At 37.2% G+C, this 15,958-nt stretch carries 16 protein-coding genes and 1 riboswitch; of the genes, 11 read left to right on the top strand and 5 right to left on the bottom strand.

Features of this window, described 5'->3' with window-relative positions; all coding sequences use genetic code 11:
• Positions 1–83: 83 nt before the first annotated feature.
• Positions 84–2,291, top strand: a complete 2,208-nt coding sequence (locus MHB40_RS22470) for a YcdB/YcdC domain-containing protein (protein ID WP_342441711.1) — start codon at positions 84–86, stop codon at positions 2,289–2,291.
• A 106-nt stretch (positions 2,292–2,397) separates the two neighbouring features.
• Positions 2,398–2,862 carry a YusW family protein gene (locus MHB40_RS22465; protein WP_342441710.1) on the top strand — a complete coding sequence of 155 codons (465 nt, stop codon included), beginning with the start codon at positions 2,398–2,400 and terminating at the stop codon, positions 2,860–2,862.
• 639 nt (positions 2,863–3,501) lie between these two features.
• Here the strand turns inward: MHB40_RS22465 and MHB40_RS22460 are convergent.
• On the bottom strand, positions 3,502–5,496 hold the full coding sequence (locus MHB40_RS22460) for a catalase (RefSeq protein WP_342441709.1): 1,995 nt from the start codon (positions 5,494–5,496) through the stop codon (positions 3,502–3,504).
• A gap of 152 nt (positions 5,497–5,648) precedes the next feature.
• On the opposite strand from MHB40_RS22460, the gene MHB40_RS22455 reads away from it, so the two are divergent.
• The 6 genes from MHB40_RS22455 (at position 5,649) to MHB40_RS22430 (ending at position 10,613) form a co-directional block, all read left to right on the top strand.
• The gene (locus MHB40_RS22455; protein WP_342441708.1) at positions 5,649–6,083 is read left to right on the top strand and encodes a MarR family transcriptional regulator; all 435 of its coding nucleotides are present in this window, start codon (positions 5,649–5,651) and stop codon (positions 6,081–6,083) included.
• A gap of 51 nt (positions 6,084–6,134) precedes the next feature.
• Entirely contained in the window at positions 6,135–7,118 is a 984-nt protein-coding gene (locus MHB40_RS22450; protein WP_342441707.1) for a ring-cleaving dioxygenase, read from the top strand.
• 70 nt (positions 7,119–7,188) lie between these two features.
• Complete coding sequence (locus MHB40_RS22445; RefSeq protein ID WP_205445823.1) at positions 7,189–7,806, top strand: nitroreductase family protein; 618 nt, start codon at positions 7,189–7,191, stop codon at positions 7,804–7,806.
• 63 nt (positions 7,807–7,869) lie between these two features.
• A complete protein-coding gene (locus tag MHB40_RS22440; RefSeq protein ID WP_205445821.1) occupies positions 7,870–8,412 on the top strand; it encodes an NADPH-dependent FMN reductase in 543 nt (180 codons plus the stop codon).
• Positions 8,413–8,539: 127 nt separating this feature from the next.
• Positions 8,540–9,934, top strand: a complete 1,395-nt coding sequence (locus MHB40_RS22435; RefSeq protein WP_342441706.1) for an ATP-binding protein — start codon at positions 8,540–8,542, stop codon at positions 9,932–9,934.
• Positions 9,912–10,613, top strand: coding sequence for a response regulator transcription factor (locus tag MHB40_RS22430; protein ID WP_342441705.1), 702 nt, complete (start codon positions 9,912–9,914; stop codon positions 10,611–10,613). Before MHB40_RS22435 ends, MHB40_RS22430 begins: the two co-directional genes overlap by 23 nt.
• Positions 10,614–10,653: 40 nt before the next feature.
• Here MHB40_RS22430 and MHB40_RS22425 read toward each other — a convergent pair whose 3' ends face one another.
• On the bottom strand, positions 10,654–11,223 hold the full coding sequence (locus MHB40_RS22425) for a YdhK family protein (protein ID WP_342441704.1): 570 nt from the start codon (positions 11,221–11,223) through the stop codon (positions 10,654–10,656).
• Positions 11,224–11,338: 115 nt separating this feature from the next.
• Positions 11,339–11,935 (bottom strand): biotin transporter BioY, encoded by a 597-nt coding sequence (locus MHB40_RS22420; protein WP_342441703.1) that lies wholly within the window; start codon positions 11,933–11,935, stop codon positions 11,339–11,341.
• Between the two features lie 154 nt (positions 11,936–12,089).
• A riboswitch (cobalamin riboswitch) is annotated at positions 12,090–12,278 on the top strand.
• A 144-nt stretch (positions 12,279–12,422) separates the two neighbouring features.
• Between MHB40_RS22420 and MHB40_RS22415 the strand changes: the two genes are divergently transcribed.
• Genes MHB40_RS22415 through dapF form a run of 3 tightly spaced genes read left to right on the top strand, consistent with a single transcriptional unit; the run spans position 12,423 to position 15,179 of the window.
• A complete protein-coding gene (locus MHB40_RS22415; RefSeq protein ID WP_016993711.1) occupies positions 12,423–13,469 on the top strand; it encodes an iron chelate uptake ABC transporter family permease subunit in 1,047 nt (348 codons plus the stop codon).
• 5 nt (positions 13,470–13,474) lie between these two features.
• Positions 13,475–14,266, top strand: coding sequence for a heme ABC transporter ATP-binding protein (locus MHB40_RS22410; protein WP_205445813.1), 792 nt, complete (start codon positions 13,475–13,477; stop codon positions 14,264–14,266).
• A 55-nt stretch (positions 14,267–14,321) separates the two neighbouring features.
• The gene (gene dapF, locus MHB40_RS22405) at positions 14,322–15,179 is read left to right on the top strand and encodes a diaminopimelate epimerase (RefSeq protein WP_342441702.1); all 858 of its coding nucleotides are present in this window, start codon (positions 14,322–14,324) and stop codon (positions 15,177–15,179) included.
• Positions 15,180–15,269: 90 nt separating this feature from the next.
• Here dapF and MHB40_RS22400 read toward each other — a convergent pair whose 3' ends face one another.
• Both MHB40_RS22400 and MHB40_RS22395 read right to left on the bottom strand, forming a co-directional pair.
• On the bottom strand, positions 15,270–15,584 hold the full coding sequence (locus tag MHB40_RS22400; protein WP_342441701.1) for an SMR family transporter: 315 nt from the start codon (positions 15,582–15,584) through the stop codon (positions 15,270–15,272).
• On the bottom strand, positions 15,584–15,937 hold the full coding sequence (locus tag MHB40_RS22395; RefSeq protein WP_342443777.1) for an SMR family transporter: 354 nt from the start codon (positions 15,935–15,937) through the stop codon (positions 15,584–15,586). The genes MHB40_RS22400 and MHB40_RS22395 overlap by 1 nt, the downstream gene beginning before the upstream one ends.
• Positions 15,938–15,958 lie beyond the last annotated feature (21 nt).

Below are 15,958 nucleotides of genomic sequence, written 5' to 3'. Positions count from 1 at the left end.
AGAGGAAATTATCTGTAAAATTCATATCTAAATATGGATAAATATATTATAATTATGGTAAATAGTATTATAGGAGGGATATTTTGGGTAGATTTAAAAAGTTAGGTATTATTTTAACGACTACGGCATTTTCTGTTGGGGTTCTAGCACCCGTTTCACAAGCTTCTGCAAATGTGAAAGAACCTTCAGAGCGTATTGAAATACAGTTAGCTGCTACAGAGACAAAAGTGACAAAGGGTATGCTAATTAACAAATTACGTGCACTATTCCCTGAAGAGTTCAAATTTGTAGCTGACAATGAGTTTAATTCTGGAGGCGGTCATTTCTTTAGAGATGATAAAACTGTCCGTTATGATTTAAACTTCCATAAAACGGTGAATGGTAAAGATGTTTATGGTGGTTTTACATTTAAAGGCGAAGATTTAGATTTAGAACATTTCTATTATCAACCAGCTAATATCGCTGAAGCAGTATATCCAGCAAAATATTCGGAGATTGAAGCCAAAAAAATTGCAGAAGATTTCCTGAAAAAATTTGCGAATATAGAGAACTATAAACTCCGTGAAGATGGCTTCGGTTATTACAATGATATCAATCGTCCATTATCACAGCCAATTACCTACTCATTTGTTTATTCACCAACTTATAATGGTGTCCTTATTGGCGATCAAAGTATTACCATTGATGTTCTTGCTAATGGCCAAATAACAGGAATGTACCGCAATACAGATTCTATTAGTAAAGCAACCTTTGATAGCTCAAGCCAGAAAAAAAATGAGGAAGAAATTGCTGCACAAGTACGTGATAACCTAGCAGTTGAACTTCGTTATGCTGTTGACTATTCTAACGATCAACGTAATGTGAAGCTTGTCTATATGCCAGCGACAGGGTTTAATGGTGTACATGCTTTAACGGGTCAATGGCAAACAATGAATGGCTTCTCTGCACAAGTTCCAAAGACGAAAAGTGCTCAGAAAATATCTTCACAGCAGTTACCGCCAAGAAAAAGTGGTATGACAGTAGCAGAAGTTGAGGAATTCGCTAAAAATTTCTTAAAGGTTGATGAAGACAAGGCAAAACTCTCTATTGATATGGTTGATGAACGAGAAAATGAAAGTGGCGAGACGGTTTATACAGTAAATTACATGTATATGTACAATAATGGTGGTTCCGGTACCTCTTTCGAAATTAATAAGGCAACAGGCGAAATCGTGCAGTACCATGATTTAAGGAGAGATTTTACAAACACCGACAAAACAAATACTATTTCTAAGGATGCTGCATTGGCAAAGGCGGTTGAATACTTAAAGCAATGGGCTCCATCCTATTTACATGAGTATTCGATGCCAATCGATGATGCTGTACATGATGACTATAGTAAAGATTATTACTTCTCCTTCCCACGTATCGTAAATGGGATTGCGGTTGTTGGAGATGAAATATACGTAGGTATTGGCTCTGATGGGTCATTACGTTCATTGAATGTTAATAAACAAAAGATTAATAATTGGCCATCTATCAGCCAGGTAATCTCAGCTGATAAAGCTAAAGAAGCTTATAGTAAGGCACTTACATTACAGCTACAATATGCAAAACAAGATACTGAAGGTAAACAACATTATGATCTAATCTATGCTCCAACTTACAATGGTAGTTTAGATAATCAGATTGATGCAATTACCGGTGAATGGTTGTATCAGGTAGATGGCTCCAAAGAGAAGCCATCCATTTCACATCCAACTGCAGCTAATGAATTAAATTATCTTTTAAATCAAAATGTATTAGAGGTAAAAGATATAGCAAACTTTAATGCTGATGCTGCTGTAACAAAGGGAGAAGCATTAAAGATTCTACTAAAATCTTTAACATATGGCTATTTTGGTAGCGGCGAAGGAGAAAAGCAATCCTTCAGCAATATCGATAAAAACCATCCATTATATGGAGTGGTTGAACAAGCTGTTAGAATGGGAATTTTACAGCCAGCGAACCAATTCGCTTTGGATGAAACATTAACTCGCCAAGAGCTAGCAGTTTGGGCTGTTAAAGTAATGCAATTGGAGAATGTTGCAAAGTATAAGGATATTTACAAATTAAACTTTGCGGATGCAGCGTCTATTGATCCAGCGTATACAGGCTATATAGCAATAGCAAATGGGATGGGTCTAATTGATACACAGCAAAATAACTTTAATGCTACTAAGAGTGTGTCATATGCCGATTTGGCTGTGTCAACAGTTCGTTTAGCAAAAGCAATTCAAGAAAATAAAGTGGATCGTAACTTCTATTATTAAGTCGTATTCCACGAAAAGGGTATCTCCTCATTGTAGGAGATGCCCTTTTTTTTAGGTTAGTTTGTAGAAGAATAGGGAAGTAATATGTAAGAAAGGAGTGAATCAATTGAAATTGAAATTTATCTTAGCGATTCCTTTAATGACTATTATTCTTTACGGCTGTAATAAGGATGAGGTAAAGGATGTGCCAGCAAATGCACCAGCAGATCAAAATGCTACTCAACAAACTGGTGATACACCAACTGACCAAGTGACCTTCAATTTTATAGAGTTTTCATTAGACGTTGACTACTCTGCAACGGAGTCTTATGAGGTAGAATATGAGGATAAAAAAACAGGCATAGAGGCAAAGTTACAGGATGATCGAAAAAATGAAAAACTACAGGGTGATGAAGCGTATACTAAATTAGAGCCGTTATTTAAGCAGTTGAATTTTGATTCTACAACACCTAATGATGAAGTGATTGATCAAGTAATCAAAGTATTCAATATTGAAGATAACTATCAATCCATTGAAGTGGATGTCGAATTTGTAGACGGCAATGAAAAGGAATTTAAACGAATTAAATAATAGAAAAAAGCCAGCTAGCTGATTGAATCAGTTAGCTGGCTTATGTTGTTGAAAAAAGATGATGTCAACGGAAGAAAAAGTAACTTTGCAAGGTGAGGGGTTGATTTCCGTTCCGCCAGCGTCCTTTCCAGGGGGCGTCCGATGAGCCGCTTCACTCACTAACGTTCGCTCCAGGGTCTCATCTGTGACGCTAAATCCCCTAGGAGTGACGCTGTCTCCACTCCAATCAACCATTCTGCAAAATGTCTTTACTTTTTTCATACTAGCATAGCAATCAAATAGCCCATTATCTGTATTCTTAGAGGGGATAAACTCTTATTTTCAATGTGGAGAAGTGATGCGTGACAATACCTCTTCATAAAGAGTAGAGAACACCTTCACTTTATTTGAAAACCTTTGCTAAAAAGGTAACACTTTTGTGGATTGGAGTGGAGGGCTACTTGACTCCCGTGGGATAGCGAGACAGGCAAAACTCTAAACGGAGCGGTAGCGGAGGAAGCGATTCGGCGCTCGCCCACAGGAAAGCAAGTAGCCTGCAACGGAAATTCATTTTCACCTTCCATAAAAATTCTATGGATTGTTTTGTTTTTCAACACTATGAGCCAGCTAGCTGATTTAATCAGTTAGCTGGCTTTTTATTCATTTACATTCACGTACCCAATGTCGATGTTTAGCAAGGGCATGTACGAAAGATTTTGGATCGCTTGCAACCCCATTTTTATTAGCAATATGCTGTAAAAACGAAACATTTTTCGTATAACCTATTGTTTTGCAGTGCTGATAGGCTTGTTCAATAAACCGTTCTGCTTTTGCTTGTTGATAGGAATCTTGAAAGGCTCCTGTAACATAAACGCCATCATAAAGAACTGAGGAGGTTGTAGCAAATGTTTCGTGAATTTCATAGCCACTTACTATGCCTTGCTTAGTACTTACTAGCTCAACTACTATATTTTCACTTAAAAATGTAGCAATAAGTTCGTTTAAATTTTCACTACTATTTTCTGTAACCACTACAGCTACTTTATTAGATTGGACACTTTCCTTTGCATTGATTACTTGGCTAACAGCTGGAGAAGTTTGGTGAATATGCGGTACTTCCACTTCTATAGGGGGAACTATACCAATTCGTTCAGCAATAGCTGAAGCAAGTGAGTAACTGACATGAGCGAACATGTCTACAACTTGTTTACGAATCGCTTTATTTTTTACCTTGCCAAGTTCAAAGCTAAAGGCATCGATAATATGCTTTTTCTCAATATCTGTCATACTAAGCCAGAATAATCGTGCTTGTGAAAAATGGTCGTTAAAGCTCTCACTACGTGCACGTACTTTATGCCCTTCGACTTTTTCTTCATAATGCTTATAGCCACCATCTGCTTCAGAAACAGGGTGTGGTGTATTATTGGCTAAGGAATTTTTATGGTAGCTAACTTGTCCCACATTAATGGTTTGTCGGCCATAGCCATCTCGTTGGTTATTATGGAATGGACAGATCGGTTTATTAATAGGAAGTTCATGGGAATTTGGTCCTCCCAGTCTTATTAACTGCGTATCTGTGTAGGAGAATAAGCGACCTTGTAATAATGGATCATTTGAAAAATCAATTCCAGGTACAACGTGACCAACATGAAATGCAACTTGTTCCGTTTCTGCAAAGAAGTTATCCGTGTTTTTGTTCAATGTCATTTTCCCAAGAAGGCGTACAGGAACCTCTTCTTCGGGCCATATTTTAGTGGCATCGAGAATATCAAAGCTAAATTTAAATTCATCTTCAACAGGAATAAGTTGAACACCAAGTTCCCACTCTGGGAAATACCCACGTTCAATCGATTCCCATAAATCTCTGCGATGAAAATCAGGGTCTTTTCCAGCGATGATTTGTGCTTCATCCCAAACTAAAGATTTTACCCCAAGTACAGGTTTCCAATGAAATTTAACAAAGTGGGCTTTTCCTTCGGCGTTGACAAAGCGATAAGTATTCACACCAAACCCCTCCATCATTCGATAGCTTCGTGGGATCGATCTATCTGACATATGCCACATGACCATATGAGCAGACTCCTGATTATTTGCAATGAAATCCCAAAATGTATCATGGGCACTTTGTGCTTGGGGAATTTCGTTATTTGGTTCAGGCTTTACGGCGTGTATAAAATCGGGGAATTTAATAGCATCTTGAATAAAAAATACAGGAATATTATTTCCTACTAAATCATAATTACCCTCTTGTGTATAAAACTTGGTAGCAAAGCCGCGTGCGTCACGGACGGTATCTGCAGATCCTTTTGACCCTGCAACGGTAGAGAAGCGAACAAATACAGGGGTTTTAGTTCCTTTCCCATTTAAAAATTGAGCCTTTGTAATATCACTTGCACATTCATATGTTTTAAAAATTCCATGAGCTGCTGAGCCACGTGCGTGTACTACTCGTTCAGGAATTCGTTCATGGTCAAAGTGGGTCATTTTTTCACGAAAATGAAAATCCTCTAGTAAAGTGGGTCCTCGCTCACCTGCTTTTAGTGAATGTTCATCTTCTGATATCTTTAATCCTTGATTGGTCGTGAGAGGTTGATCTTTATCACTTACTCGGAATGCTTCTAGCTGTTGTTGTTTTTGGTTTACATCTTTTATCATTTAGAATCCTCCTTTATAAGTTACAACTACCTTCTACCCAAACAAGAAGATGACAAACATGATGAAACAAAATGATTGCTGTTTAAAATTGTATATGTTATTATTATCTCGAATTAAAGATAATTAAATTCGAAGTAAAAAGAGGGAGTCGTATGAAGGAAAATAATCGTAACTTAAAAGCATTTACGGTCTTGTTCCGAGCATATCAAACGATTCAAGATGCAACTAAAAGAGATTTACTTCAATACGATTTAAATCAAACCGAATTTTCGGTTCTTGAATTTTTGTACCATCGTGGAGAGCAACCTATTCAAATGATTGGTAAAAAAATATTAATTGCAAGCAGTAGTATTACTTATGTGATTGATAAGCTCGAGCAAAAAGGCTATGTATATCGTAAGGCGTGTCCAAGAGATCGACGTGTTACGTACGTATTACTAACGCTTGAGGGACAGGCTTTGATGGAAGAAATTTTTCCTAAGCATGAACAAAAAATAAATGAGATATTTGAAATATTGGAATCTCATGAGCTGGACAACATGATTTTATCACTTAAAAAAGTTGGCAAGAACGCCACTGACCAATAAAAAATTTTTACACATATATCTCGATATCGAGATAAATAGGAGGAGCATTCTATGAATCATTTAAAAGGTGTACACCATGTTACGGCCATCACAAGTAGTGCTGAAGAAAACTATAAATTCTTCACCTATGTATTAGGAATGCGCTTAGTGAAGAAAACAGTTAATCAGGATGATATTCAAACATATCATTTATTCTTTGCAGATGATAAAGGTAGTGCAGGTACAGATATGACGTTCTTTGATTTCCCTAACATCCCAAAAGGTGTACATGGTACAAATGAAATTTCAAAGACTTCTTTCCGTGTACCAACGGATGCTGCTTTAGATTATTGGGTAAAGCGCTTCGATCGTTTAAATGTGAAACATACTGGTATGAAAGAACAGTTTGGTAAGAAAACACTATCTTTCGTAGATTTTGATGATCAGCACTATCAGCTTATTTCTGATGAGCATAATACAGGTGTGGCAGCAGGTACGCCTTGGCAGGATGGACCCATCCCACTTGAAAATGCTATTACAGGTTTAGGGCCAGTATTTGTCCGTGTAGCTAATTTTAAATACTTTAAAGATGTGTTAGAAAAGGTAATGCTCTTTACAGAGATTGCAGAAGAAGGAGACTTTCATTTATTTGAAGTAGGTGAGGGAGGAAATGGCGCCCAGATTATTGTCGAACATAACACGGTGTTACCCGTTGCTCGTCAAGGTTTTGGTACTGTTCACCATGCAGCCTTTCGTGTAGAGGATCGTGCGGTATTAGATGAATGGACTACACGTTTCGAAAGCTTTGGTTTCCACACTTCTGGCTATGTAAATCGTCATTTCTTTGAATCATTGTATGCACGTGTAGCTCCGCAGATTTTATTTGAATTGGCTACAGATGGTCCAGGATTTATGGGCGATGAGCCATATGAAACATTAGGAGAAAAACTATCATTACCACCGTTTTTAGAACCAAAACGTGAACAGATTGAAAGTCTTGTTCGCCCAATTGACACTGTAAGAAGTTCTATTATGTTCGATAAAGAATATGAGTAACATAATTTCATCCAGTTGGGAAAGAAAAGCCTCACTGGATGAATACATAACTGTATTGGGGGATAAAAAAATGGAATTTTCCAAGCTGATAGATAAGCGTCGCTCTGCTAATAATTTTATCAAGGACGTTAAGATGACTGAGGATGACATACGTCCTATTTTGGAGGATGTCAAGCTTGCCCCATCAGCATTTAACTTACAGCATGCCAATTATATCGTTGTGCTGGATGAGGATATGAAAGAAAAGGTGAGAGAGGCGGCATTTGGTCAATATAAAGTGCATTCAGCTTCAGGAGTAATTCTTGTATTAGGTGACAAGGAAGCTTATAAGAATACTGCTGAACTAAGTCAAGGCATGGTGGATTTAGGTATAATTACAGCTGGCGAACTAGAAGATATTGTAGTAGAGAATACAAAATTTTATGAAGACCGCGGTGAAGCATTTATGAAGGATGAAGCCATTCGGAATGCATCTTTGTCTGCTATGTTATTCATGCTAGCTGCTAAAAATCGTGGCTGGGATACTTGTCCAATGATCGGCTTTGATAATCAAAAAATGCGTGAGCTTTTCAATGTACCAGAAACACATGAAATTGCTCTAATGATCACTATTGGGAAAGAAAAAGAAAGCAGTCGTCGATTACGTGGATATCGTAAGCCAGTTGAAGAATTTGCCATTTATTATTAAAATGGTATAAAATACAATAGCTATACAAATACTATGAATAATGTACATTTAGGAGGAAACATCATGAAGGTAGTAGCAATCGTAGGTAGTATCCGTAAAGAATCTTATAATATGCAATTAGCTCAATTTATTCAAAAACGTTATACAGAAAAGTTAGACCTTGAAGTTTTAAGCTTAAAGGACCTACCAATGTATAATCAAGATATCGAAAATGAGGCTCCACAAGCAGTTCTTGATTTTAAAGCAAAAGTAAAAGCTGCAGACGCTGTACTTTGGGTTACACCAGAATATAATGGTACTGTTCCAGGGGTTATGGTCAATGCTATTGATTGGCTATCTCGTGTAGATAAAGTAATGATTGGCAAACCATCTATCATCATGGGTGCATCAATGGGGAACTTAGGTACTGTAAAAGCACAATTACATTTACGTGATATTTTGTTCTCTCCTGGCATTAACTCACCATTACTAAGCGGCAATGACGTTTATATTGGTGCTGTTCACACTAAATTTGATGCAGAAGGCAATTTAACTGATGAAGGTACAGTGAAATTCCTTGACGTAGTCATTGATAACTTCTTAAACTGGGCAAAAAAATACATTTAATTAAAATCTGACCCATAAGTATACAATATACTTATGGGCATTTTTTGTTTGGAAAGATGCTCCTTCTGCATGAAATCTTCACACTTTCACGTTATACTTTTAAGAAATTCTAAATTGGTGGTTACGGATGAGAAAATTATCACTAAAGCTTGGCATCATCTTTTTCATCACATTGTTTTGTATCGAAACATTTATGATGTTTTTTTTGCATGTTTCCTTGACCAATTCTAGAGTGGAAGAGGAATTAGCCAGTTTGCAAGCGAGAGGAAACTCACATCGTACTATATTAGAACAGAACTTCAATAATGAAACACTAGCACATGTCGTTCTTATGGAATCGGAAGCAAGTACAGACGTAGTGGTAACTGACCTTGAAGGAACAATCCTTGCCTCCTCACAACCACATCTAGAAATCAGGGATCTATTTCGTAAGACAGAGGGGAATATACCTTATGAGGGAAGAGTTTTACAAGACAATTGGCAAAAGGTTCAAGCTATTGCTACGATAAGCCCTATTCAAAATCAGCAAGTAACGATTGGCTATGTATTTATGTTTCAAAATACCGATTCCATCCATGCATTAATGAAACGTCTCAATAAGCATTTTCTCATTGTGGGTATTGTATCTGGTCTTGTCAGCATTGCAGTCATTATTGTTCTATCTCGGAAGCTTGCTAAACCACTTATTCAGATGAAAGAGGCTACATTGAAAATGAGTAAGGGTGATTTTACAGTCGCTCTTTCTACGAATGGAAAAGATGAACTTGGAGATTTATCGAATGCGATACAGCTACTATCGAATGATTTAAATCATTTAAGGCAAGAGCGTAAGGAGTTTTTATCGAGTATTGCACATGAGCTTCGCACACCGCTAACCTTTATTAAAGGCTATACAGACATTCTTGCGAAACGGGATTTAACAGAGCAGGATCGTCAAAAGTATTTAACTATTATAATAGAAGAAACCAATAGACTTTCTCGGTTAATCAAAGACTTATTTGATTTAGCAAAAATGGATGAAAACTCATTTGTAATTGAAAAACATTACTTACATTTAGATTCGTTTTTTACAAGCATTGAAGAAAAATTAAGCCCTGCTTTTCAAGATAAAGGTATCTATTTTGTTGTACGTTGTGATAATGGCTTAACACTATGTGCCGATGAAGCAAGACTGGAGCAAATCCTGATTAATCTATTAAATAACGCATTAATCTATTGTGTGCCAGGAGATACGACTACCGTCACTGTAAAAAAACACAATGAAGTTTTAAGCATCATTGTTGAAGATACAGGTAAAGGAATACCAAAGAAGGATTTACCATATATTTTTGATCGGTTTTATCGTGTGGAAAAATCCCGTAGTCGTGCTTTAGGTGGTTCTGGACTAGGGCTTGCTATTGTCAAGGAACTTGTACAAGCGCATGGTGGAGAAATAAAGGTTAGTAGTGAAATAAATAAAGGGACTACTTTTGAATTATCATTTAAAGGAGTAGAAATGAATGAAAACAATTTTATGCATTGATGATGAGCCAAGAATGTTAGAGTTATTAACCCTTTATTTAGAACCACTATTTCTTTGTAGAGCCATGTCTTCCATTCAAGAGGCATTGGATTTTTTAGAAGAAGAGCATGTGGATTTAGTTCTTTTGGATATTATGATGCCAGAGATGGATGGATGGCAGGTTTGTCAGGAAATTAGGAAATTTTGGGATGTCCCGATCATTATGCTTACTGCAAAAGGAGAACATGCTGATATTGTAAAAGGCTTAAACCTTGGTGCTGATGACTACATATTAAAGCCTTTTGATGAGGAAGAGTTATTAGCACGAATACATGCTGTATTAAGAAGATCGAAATCAGAAGAAAAAGTAATTAACTTTGAAGGGCTTTGTTTAGATAGAGAGTCCTTTGAAGTATATTTTCAACATAAGGCAATTCCATTAACACCAAAGGAATTTGCCATGCTTGCCCTATTTTTAGATCATCAAAATAGAGCATTTTCTAGAGAACACCTTATCCATACAGTTTGGGGATATAATGTGACGATTGAAGATCGTACCATTGATTCACATGTGCGTAATTTAAGAGAAAAATTAAGAAAAAGTGGTTTCCCTGCAGATGATTACTTGCAAACTGTTTGGGGCATCGGCTATAAATGGCATAAGTCTGCAAATAGAAAGCCAATGGAGCATAAGAGCTAAAAATAACCTCTACCAGAATTGAAGGTAGAGGTTATTTCTATTATTTTGGGCTAAGCTCTTCTTCTGTTACCCATTTATGATTTTTTACAGCTTCACCACTTGTAGTGGAAGTATAATCAACCATATATACAGTTGTTTGCACAGCCTCATCAATAAGGACAGTCGCACTTTCCATACCTTCCATATGTGCTGCATCCGTTTTTACTTCTGTTCCAGGAGCCAGTGGTGCTTCTTGTGGGTCAATCAATTCTTCATGAATCACCCACTTATGCTTTTCTATACGCTTTCCACCAGATGTGGGCTCATAGGAAATAACATAGGCAGTCGTATTATAGGCACCTACTATTGTTGCTTCGGCTCCTTTCATACCGTCCATATGTCCATCTGTAATAATGGCTGTACTCCCCACAGGAAATTTCGGGTTTTCAGCTTTTTTTAAGGTTGCCGGTATTTCGCCAGAACTTGAATGGTTCATCGCAGAATGATCGATTTCTTCAGAAGTATCCACAGAAGTGGATGCAGGCTTTGTTTGATCCTCTGTACAAGCCGATAAACTAATTAGAGCGACTACTGATAATAGTCCGATTGACCATCTTCTATTGAATGTCATGTGATATCCTCCTCACTATTTGCCCTTACTGTAGCAAATAAATGTGCAGAAATGATGGACATGACCTATGAATAAATTTTCCTCTAGTCTGACACGAAAGAAGTGAAGAGATATGTTATTGAATGGGCATGATTTTCAATGTTTTTTGTAATCTATACGCGAAGATACCAGCAAAAATGGCTAAAATAATATCTTTTGGTAGTGGAGGCATCATCCAAAGCCAAGCTAGCTTATAAGAAAAATTCTCTGGCGCACTCGCCCAAAGCTTGTATGCAAAAAACATCCAATTTGTTCCTATCAAATAATTTATAGCCGTTGCTACTAAAGCAGCTACGATAAAGCTTTTCTTTGTCCCGCTTCGTTCCACGATCCACCCTGCAACAAATGCCGCTAAAATAAATGTAATAATAAACCCAAAGGTAGGACTTAAAATTTGACCAATTCCACCACCAAAGCGAGCAAAGACAGGTGCTCCTGCCAAACCCACACACATATAAATTGTACAGGCGAGCGCACCTTTTCTACTACCAAGAATAAGCCCTGCTAAAATCGCAAAAAAGGTTTGAAGCGTAATGGGTACACCACCAACTACCATAAAGGGTGCAAAGGAAGTGATATTAGCACCCACCATCATTAGCGTTGAAAATAATCCAATATAGGTAATGTCGACAGTTCTTAATTTATGATGACTATGTTGTGTAACAGTTGCCATGATTTCACCTCGTTTTAAAAGTTATTACAGCTAGTGTAAAAAACGAAAGTATCTGTGTCAACCTTATTATTAAAATTAGTTAACTCAAATGCTAGATGCATTTCTATGTAGACTAACTATCTATAAAAATGTATGATAGAATCGTCACAATTTTATAACTTCAAATACTATTGGTGTGATATTTTTGAATGTCACTTAAAAGGGAAGTCGGTGGAAGTCCGATGCTGTCCCGCAACTGTAACGAGGAATCCTATAATATTATTTGCCACTGTGTAAGAATGGGAAGGCAATTATAGGATGTTGAATCGAAGCCAGGAGACCTGCCAGTTAGTAATACCTGTAATGCCCACGAGGATGCAAGCAATTACGGACAATAGCTGGATATTTTCTGACTTTGTTTAATCTAGGGTATTTCTATGTGTATTTTCGCATGGAATACCTTTTTTTATTGCTTCATTCATCAATATTCAGTAGGAGTTTAAAACAGATGAATAAAAAATTTATGTTATTTTCCTTTGTACTTTTCATGGTATTAATTGTTTCAATGACATTTGCTGTAATGGTTGGCTCTGTTTCAGTTACACCATTATATGTATGGAAAGTTATTCTTTCTAAAATTCCTTTTATACAAAATGCTATCGAACAAGATTGGAGTCGCTCACAGGAAATCATCATTTGGCAAATAAGAGCACCTCGTGTTTTGCTAGCTGCTATTGTTGGAGCGGGGTTAGCCATTGCGGGGGCAGCGATTCAGGCGCTTGTACGAAATTCCATTGCTGACCCGTATATTCTAGGAATTTCTTCAGGGGCAGCTGTCGGAGCTACTTCTGTAATTATTTTAGGGGCCTTTTCATTTTTAGGGATTTACGCTCTGTCAGTATCCGCATTTCTTGGGTCATTACTTGCCATTGCACTTGTTTTTTTCTTATCACGTGTTGGTGGACGTGTCTCTATTTTCCGCTTGCTATTGGCAGGTATGGCTGTGTCCTTTATCTTAACGGCTATCTCTAACTTTATTTTAATGATGTCAAAGCAAGAAGGGGCTTTAAAGGCTGTTATGTTTTGGATGCTAGGTAGTTTAGCTGGAGCTAAATGGAATAATATTGTGATTCCAGCTTTCGTATTCTTCGTTGTATTTGGGCTACTGTGGCTACACTATCGCAATTTAAATTTATTATTACTGGGGGAAGAGGCGGCAGTGACATTAGGCGTGAATCTTCAGCAATTTCGTATCCAGCTAATATTACTCGTTTCTCTGTTAACAGGTGTGCTTGTCGCAGTTAGTGGTTCTATTGGATTTGTGGGATTAATTATTCCCCATATTGTGCGATTAATTGTGGGCTCAAACTATAAATATGTAATACCTATTAGTGCTTTAATAGGTGGAATATTCTTAGTGTGGGCAGATGCCTTTGCTCGAATCATCATCGCTCCTCAGGAAATGCCAATTGGTATTATTACAGCTTTTTGTGGAGGACCATTTTTCATTTGGCTACTCCGTCGTAACAACTATTCTTTCGGTGAAGGAGATTAATTTCCATGACATTAGAAGCGAAACAAGTATCATTCTCCATTTACGATCAGCGTATACTACATGATGTAAGTATTCAAATAAAAGAAAAGCAATTTGTTGGATTAATTGGCCCTAATGGAAGCGGAAAATCAACATTGTTAAAAAATATGTATCGTCTCCTAAAACCCGAAAGCGGTACGGTATTATTAAATGAGCAGGATATTTTAAAGCAAACAAGTAAAGCAATTGCAAAAAATTTGGCCGTTGTTAGCCAAGAAACACCCGTTTTATTTGATTTCACTGTGCATGATTTAGTCAGTATGGGGAGAACGCCACATAAAAAGCTATTAGAGCTTGATCAAGAGCAAGATTTCCAAATTGTTAAAGATGCTCTTAGACAAACGGGTATATCTCATTTAGAGAAACGAAGCTTTAGCTCTCTTTCAGGAGGCGAGAAAAAGCGCGTAATGGTTGCACGAGCACTCGCTCAACAAGCACAGGTACTAATATTAGATGAGCCGACGAATCATTTAGATATTCAACATCAACTTCAACTCATGGATTTAATTCAGACCTTACATTTAACCGTAGTGGCAGCTTTGCATGACTTGAATATCGCTGCTATGTACTGCGATCAAATTTACGTTTTACAGCAAGGGCGGATCGTTTGTCATGGTACACCAGAGGAAGTGCTGACGCCAGCATTGTTGCAAGATGTATTTGGTGTCTTTGCCGATATTCAAACACACTCACTGACAGGTAAGCCTTATCTCACATATGTCCCTGACCAATTTGCGAAGAAGGTCAGCCAAGTTTAGGAAAGCAAGATCTTCTATTTAAATACATATAACATCCTTTATAGGGAGTGACTGTATGCAAATAGCCTTTACGAAAATGCATGGTATTGGCAACAGCTATATCTATCTTGATCTTTTTCAATATGATTACAAGGAAGATATCTTTTTTGAATTGGCTCAGAAAATGGCCAATGTTCATACAGGTATTGGCTCAGATGGATTAATTATTATCCAACCATCCAAAATTGCTGACTGTTGTATGCGTATTTTTAATAAAGATGGCTCTGAGGGGACAAATTGCGGTAATGGTCTTCGCTGTGTTGCTAAGTATATCTTTGACCGTCATATTATGCGAAAAGAGCTAATTACGATTGAAACAAAATCCGGAATTATGCTGGCACAGGTAGTGGTTCAAAACAATAGTGTTATAGAAGTGATTGTCGATATGGGCAAACCTCTCTTATTGCGCAAAGACATTCCGATGCTAGGAAACCCAAATGAACATGTCATCAATGAGGTATTTCCGTTACCCCAACAATCTCTTTTGGTAACGGCGTTGTTTTTGGGGAATCCAAATGCCGTCATTTTTGTGAATGCTATAGAACAGGCACCACTAAAAACATTAGGGGGGATTATAGCAAATGATGTGAGATTTCCTCATCATAGCAATGTTGAATTCGTAGAGGTCGTTCATGCGAAAGCATTAAAATGCCGAGTTTGGGAGCGAGGTTCAGGTATAACAGAGGCATGTGGGACAGGTGCTTGTGCAGCGGTAGTGGCTGCTATATTAAATGGTTTTTGTCAGAAGGAAGAAGAGATAGTAGTCCAACTTAGTGGTGGTGATTTAGTCATACGATGGGCCGAAAATGACCATATCTGGATGCGTGGTCCAGCAGAGTTTATTGCGGATGGAATCTACGAATTTTTATCTTAATTACTTCAATACTTCTTCGCCATGCCATATTAAATAAAATGAATAAAGGACGCCTCCGATTTAAGAGTGGCGTCCTTTATTGTAGAAACATTAAGATACTGCTTTTAAGCCTGCTACACCTATGATAATCGCTAGGATACTAATAATACGTGATAGATTTTTGGATTCACCAAAGAAAATGATATTTACTAGCACAGCTCCAACAGTGCCAATTCCTACCCATACTACATAGGCAATACTTAACTGTAAATAGTTGAAAGATGCATATAAAAGAGCAAAGGACACACCAAAGCCACCAATATATAAAATAAAGTTTCGTATTGTTTTATGCTGACTATAGAAGCGTAAGCCGATTACACCTATAATTTCAGACAATGCAGCTAAAATAATAAATACCCAACCCATTATACATTCGCTCCTTTCGTTTGATCTTGCTCTTTAGAGGAATTATCCGCTAATTTTAGACCAATCACACCTAATATTAAAATAAACATAAACAGTCCTTTAATGGCATTAAACTCTCCTTCGAAAATGAAAATATCCATTAATGTAGTACCGATTGCACCTGCTCCGGCGAAAATAGCATAGACTGTTCCAGTAGGTAAGCTCTCACAAGCCTTCGATAAGAAGTGAAAATCTATAGCAATGATTGTCACAATAATTATCCAGTGCCACCATGAGCTTGCAACATTAAAGCCAAATACCCAAAGCAATTCAAATAAACTTGTTAATACGACGTACATCCATTCTTTTTTCATCATTAAAATCCTTTCATGGGA

Source organism: Lysinibacillus sp. FSL K6-0057, from assembly GCF_038630885.1.
Classification (GTDB): domain Bacteria; phylum Bacillota; class Bacilli; order Bacillales_A; family Planococcaceae; genus Lysinibacillus; species Lysinibacillus fusiformis_F.
The sequence above is the reverse complement of the archived record's forward strand: the minus strand, read 5'-3'. Positions and strand labels throughout refer to the sequence as shown.

Bases quoted from the DNA above. Each gene is read 5' to 3' on its own strand.
- MHB40_RS22460 (WP_342441709.1), bottom strand. From the start codon at position 5,496: ATGATAAAAGATGTAAACCAAAAACAACAACAGCTAGAAGCATTCCGA.
- MHB40_RS22455 (WP_342441708.1), top strand. From the start codon at position 5,649: ATGAAGGAAAATAATCGTAACTTAAAAGCATTTACGGTCTTGTTCCGA.
- MHB40_RS22450 (WP_342441707.1), top strand. From the start codon at position 6,135: ATGAATCATTTAAAAGGTGTACACCATGTTACGGCCATCACAAGTAGT.
- MHB40_RS22445 (WP_205445823.1), top strand. From the start codon at position 7,189: ATGGAATTTTCCAAGCTGATAGATAAGCGTCGCTCTGCTAATAATTTT.
- MHB40_RS22440 (WP_205445821.1), top strand. From the start codon at position 7,870: ATGAAGGTAGTAGCAATCGTAGGTAGTATCCGTAAAGAATCTTATAAT.
- MHB40_RS22435 (WP_342441706.1), top strand. From the start codon at position 8,540: ATGAGAAAATTATCACTAAAGCTTGGCATCATCTTTTTCATCACATTG.
- MHB40_RS22430 (WP_342441705.1), top strand. From the start codon at position 9,912: ATGAAAACAATTTTATGCATTGATGATGAGCCAAGAATGTTAGAGTTA.
- MHB40_RS22425 (WP_342441704.1), bottom strand. From the start codon at position 11,223: ATGACATTCAATAGAAGATGGTCAATCGGACTATTATCAGTAGTCGCT.
- MHB40_RS22420 (WP_342441703.1), bottom strand. From the start codon at position 11,935: ATGGCAACTGTTACACAACATAGTCATCATAAATTAAGAACTGTCGAC.
- MHB40_RS22415 (WP_016993711.1), top strand. From the start codon at position 12,423: ATGAATAAAAAATTTATGTTATTTTCCTTTGTACTTTTCATGGTATTA.
- MHB40_RS22410 (WP_205445813.1), top strand. From the start codon at position 13,475: ATGACATTAGAAGCGAAACAAGTATCATTCTCCATTTACGATCAGCGT.
- dapF (WP_342441702.1), top strand. From the start codon at position 14,322: ATGCAAATAGCCTTTACGAAAATGCATGGTATTGGCAACAGCTATATC.
- MHB40_RS22400 (WP_342441701.1), bottom strand. From the start codon at position 15,584: ATGGGTTGGGTATTTATTATTTTAGCTGCATTGTCTGAAATTATAGGT.
- MHB40_RS22395 (WP_342443777.1), bottom strand. From the start codon at position 15,937: ATGAAAAAAGAATGGATGTACGTCGTATTAACAAGTTTATTTGAATTG.